Raw genomic sequence first — 4705 nt, 5'->3', positions numbered from 1 at the left:
TTTTTGATGTGGTGGTGGGTGATGAGGTGTTCGGCGAGGAGGGTGGCGAGTCCGCCGGTGCCGCCGGTGATGAGGAGGGTGTCCTCGGGTCCCCATTCCTCGAAACCGGTCAGCGCGGGCGCGTCGTCGCTCGCCGCTTCCAGCGCGACCCGTCCGAGCCGGGCCGCGTACACGCCGTCCGCCTGAATCGACACCTGCGGCTCACCGCTGGCCAGCGCCGCGGGGAAGTGCCGGGCCGAGGCCTCGTCGCCGTCCCAGCGCGCCAGGACGAAGCAGCCCGGGTTCTCCTCCTGCGCGGAGCGCACAAGACCGCCGACCGCCGCGGCGATCATGCTGCCCGGGCCGTCCGTGTCCTCGGTCACCACGACGAGACGGGACGAGGCCGGACGCTCCTCGGCCAGCCACTGTTGCAGCGTGCTCAGTACGGTGCCAAGGACCTCGCGGAGCCGCTGCGGCATCGTCGTCCTGCCGTCCGGGTCCGAGGCGTCGAACTCCACGGCCGGGCACGGCAGCAGGACCACCGGCGGCGCAGCGTCGCCGAGCGCCGCCAGGTCCGGGTACGTACGCGGGCCTGCCCACGCCCAGCGGTCCGCCCCGTCGCCGAGCACCGCCCAGCTCTCGGGCGTACCCGTGGCTTCGTGCGCGCCCATGTCCGGGGCCGAAATCGGGCTCCACTCCACGTGGTACAGGGGCAGCGAGTCGGCCCGCGCCGAGGCGATCTGCTCGACCGACACCGGGCGGGCGACCATCGCACGCACGGTCGCCACCGGAGCTCCGGCCGCGTCGGCCAGGTCCAGCGTCGTCGCGTCCGCACTGCCCTCGACCGCGGCGACCCGGATCCGCAGCGCGGTCGCCCCCGAGGCGTGCAGCGACACATCGCTCCACGCGAACGGGAGGGCCGCACCACGCCCCGGCTCCCGGCTGCCGTCGCCCAGCAGCTCCGTCGCGTGCAGGGCGGCGTCGAGAAGAGCCGGGTGCAGGCCGAACGCACGCGCGTCGCCGTGTGCCTCCTCCGGCAGGACCACCTCGGCGAACACATCGCCGCCGCGACGCCAGGCGGCCCGCAGACCCCGGAAGACCGGACCGTACTCCAGACCGTCCGCCGCAAGTGACGCATAGAGTCGGCTCACGTCGATCGCGGCGGCGCCCGCGGGCGGCCACACGCTCAGATCGGCTCCGTGGCCGCTCGCGCCCGTGCCCACGGCCAGAAGACCGCTGGCGTGGCGGGTCCACGCGTCGTCGGGGGCCGCGTCCTGGCCGCGCGAGTACACGCCGACCGTGCGCCGGGCCGATGCGTCGGCCTCACCCACGGAGACGCGGAGGTCGCGGGAACCCCGCGACGGCAGGGCGAGCGGTACTTCGAGCGTGAGCTCTTCCAGCAGACCACACCCCACCTGGTCGCCGGCCCGCAGCGCGAGCTCGACGCAGGCGGTGCCGGGCAGGATGGTCGTGCCCATCACGGCGTGGTCGGCCAGCCACGGATGGGACGGCAGTCCGATGCGTCCCGTCAGGACCACGGCACTCGACTCCGGCAACGTGATCGCGGCCCCGAGCAACGGATGCCGCGCGGACGCGAGACCGGCGGAGGTTACGTCGGCCTGATCGGCCACCGCGTTGATCCAGTAGTGCTGCCGCTGGAAGGGGTACGTGGGCAGATCCACGGGCCGGGTCGGCGTATTGGCGTGCGCGGCGGCCCAGTTGACGGTGTGGCCGGTGGTCCAGAGGCGGGCCAGGGCGGTGAGTGTTTCGGTTTCCTCGGAACGGTTGCGGCGCAGGAGGGGGATGAAGGCGGTGGATTCCTGGTCCGGTAGGGCGTCGGACGCCATGGCGGTGAGGACGGCGTCGGGGCCGATCTCCAGGAAGGTGGTGGCGTCTTCGGCGGCTAGCGCCTGGATGCCGTCGGCGAAGCGGACGGCTTCGCGGGCGTGGGTGACCCAGTACTCGGGGGAGGTCAGCTGATCGGGTGTGGCGGTGTGGCCGGTGACGTTGGAGACGATGGGGATGCGGGGCTCGTGGTAGGTGAGTCCGGTGAGTACGTCTCGGAAGTCGTCCAGCATGGGGTCCATGAGGGGGGAGTGGAAGGCGTGGGAGACCTTGAGGAAGGTCGTCTTCCCGCCCTGCTTACGTACCGCTGACACCACCTTGTCCACGGAGGTGGCGGCGCCTGAAACGACCACCGCGCGGGGCCCGTTGACGGCGGCGATGGTCACGTCCTCGATGCCTTCGAGGAGTGTGAGGGCTTCCTCCTCGGTGGTCTGGAGGGCGGCCATCACGCCGCCCTCGGGCAGGGCCTGCATCAGCCGTCCGCGTGCGGCGACCAGGGTGCAGGCGTCCGCGAGCGAGAACACACCGGCCGCGTGGGCGGCGCTGATCTCGCCGATGGAGTGCCCGGCCAGCAGGTCGGGGCGTACGCCCAGGGCTTCGGCCAGGCGGAACAGCGCGGTCTCGATCGCGAACAGGGCAGGCTGTGCGTACGCCGTCTGGTCGAGGAGCGCCGCCTCAGCCGGACCCTCCTCTGCGAACAGCACGTCCTTCAGCGGGCGGTCCAGGAGCGGGTCCAGGAGCGCGCACACCTCGTCCAGGGCGGTCGCGAACACCGGGAACGCGGCGGCCAGTTCACGCCCCATGCCGATCCGCTGCGCGCCCTGCCCGGTGAAAAGGAATGCCAGCCGCCCCTCAGCCCGGACACCGCGCACGACACCCGGGACCGTCTCTCCCGACGCCAACGACCGCAATCCGGCCAAGAGTTCAGCGCGTTCCGAGCCCACGACCACCGCGCGGTGTTCCAGCTGGGCCCGGGTCGTGGCGAGCGCCACGGCAACGTCCGCCGGCTCCGGTGCGTCCGCGTCCTCCAGCATGCCCAGCAGACCCGAGGCCTGCGCGGCCAGCGCAGCCGCGTTGGCCGCCGACACCGGAAGCGCCAACGCGCGCACGGCAGAGGGCCGTTCGGCCGTAGCCGACTCGGCGGGCTCCGCAGCAGGCGCCTCCTCCAGGATGACGTGGGCGTTCGTGCCGCTGATCCCGAATGAGGACACACCCGCACGACGGGGCCCCTGGGCCTCCCAGGCCACGGCTTCGGTGAGCAGTTCCACCCGGCCCGCAGTCCAGTCCACCTTCGATGACGGCTCGTCCACGTTGAGGGTCTTGGGCAGGACGCCGTTGCGCATGGCCATGACCATCTTGATGATGCCGGCGACACCTGCGGCTGCCTGGGTGTGGCCGAGGTTCGATTTCACCGAGCCGAGCCACAGTGGGTCCTTGTCCGTGCGGTTTTGGCCGTAGGTGGCGAGGAGGGCTTGGGCTTCGATGGGGTCGCCGAGGACGGTGCCGGTGCCGTGTGCTTCGACGGCGTGGATGTCGGTGGGGTTGAGTCCGGCGTTGGTGAGGGCTTGGTTGATGACGCGTTGTTGGGACGGGCCGTTCGGTGCCGTGAGGCCGTTGCTGGCGCCGTCTTGGTTGACGGCGGAGCCGCGTACGACCGCGAGGACGCGGTGCCCGTTGCGCTGGGCGTCCGACAGGCGCTCGACGAGGAGCATGCCCGCGCCCTCGCCCCAGCCGGTGCCGTCGGCTGCGTCGGCGAAGGAACGGATGCGGCCGTCGCTCGCCAGACCGCGCTGCCGGCTGAAGTCGATGAACGTGTCGGGTGTCGACATCACGGTGACGCCGCCCGCGAGTGCGAGTGAGCACTCACCGTTGCGCAGCGCCTGGATGGCCCAGTGCAGGGCCACGAGCGAGGAGGAGCAGGCGGTGTCGACGGTGACGGCGGGGCCTTCGAGGCCGAGGGTGTAGGAGACGCGTCCGGAGGCGACGCTGCCGAGGCTGCCGTTGCCGAGGTAGGTGTCGACGCCGTCGGGCAGGGGGGAGTTGCCGAGGCGAGTGGCGTAGTCGTGGTACATGATGCCCGCGAAGACACCGGTGCGGCTGCCACGGAGCGTGTGAGGGTCGATCCCGGCCCGTTCGAGCGCTTCCCAGGACGTTTCCAGGAGCAGGCGCTGCTGGGGGTCGGTGGCGAGTGCTTCGCGCGGGGAGATGCCGAAGAACTCGGCGTCGAAGTCGGCCGCGTCGTGCAGGAATCCGCCCTCGCGCGCGTACGTCTTGCCGGACTTTCCGGGCTCCGGGTCGTAGATGTCCTCGACGTTCCAGCCGCGATCCTCGGGGAACAGGGAGATGCCGTCGCGGCCCTCGGCCAACAACTCCCAAAGCTCTTCAGGCGAGTTGACGTCGCCCGGGAAGCGGCAGCTCATGCCGACGATCGCGATCGGCTCGTCGGGGGCCGCCCCGGACGTGACGGCCTGGGGCGCGGTCGTGGCCGGGGCCGCGCCGAAGAGCTTGTCCGCCAGGTACTCGGCGAGCGCGTGCGGCGTCGGATAGTCGAAGACGAGTGTCGCGGGCAGCCGCAGTCCGGTCGCCTTGTTGAGCCGGTTGCGCAGCTCCACCGCCGAGAGGGAGTCGAAGCCGATCTCGGTGAACGCGCGCCGGGCGTCCACGGCGCCGGCGCTCTCGTGGTGCAGCACCTCGGCGACGTGCGTACGCACCAGGTCCAGCATCGTGCGCTCGCGTTCCGCCGCGTCCAGGCCGCCCAGCTCAACCGTGACTGCGGCGCCCGTGGTGGTGGGTGTGGCGGTGTGGGCGGTGGGTCGGGTGGGGGTGGTGGGGTGGAGGTGGTGGAGGAGGGGGGTGGTGGGGTGGTGGGGGTTGAGTTTGA

At 71.9% G+C, this 4705-nt stretch carries 1 protein-coding gene; it reads right to left on the bottom strand.

Annotated features, from left to right (window positions below):
- On the bottom strand, nt 1-4705 hold a 4705-nt coding region (locus ACFYM2_RS34715), incomplete at both ends, for a beta-ketoacyl synthase N-terminal-like domain-containing protein (RefSeq protein ID WP_388841873.1).

The sequence above is a fragment of the Streptomyces sp. NPDC006711 genome, assembly GCF_042869775.1.
Taxonomy (GTDB): domain Bacteria; phylum Actinomycetota; class Actinomycetes; order Streptomycetales; family Streptomycetaceae; genus Streptomyces.
This window is presented reverse-complemented; position numbering and strand designations above follow the sequence as displayed.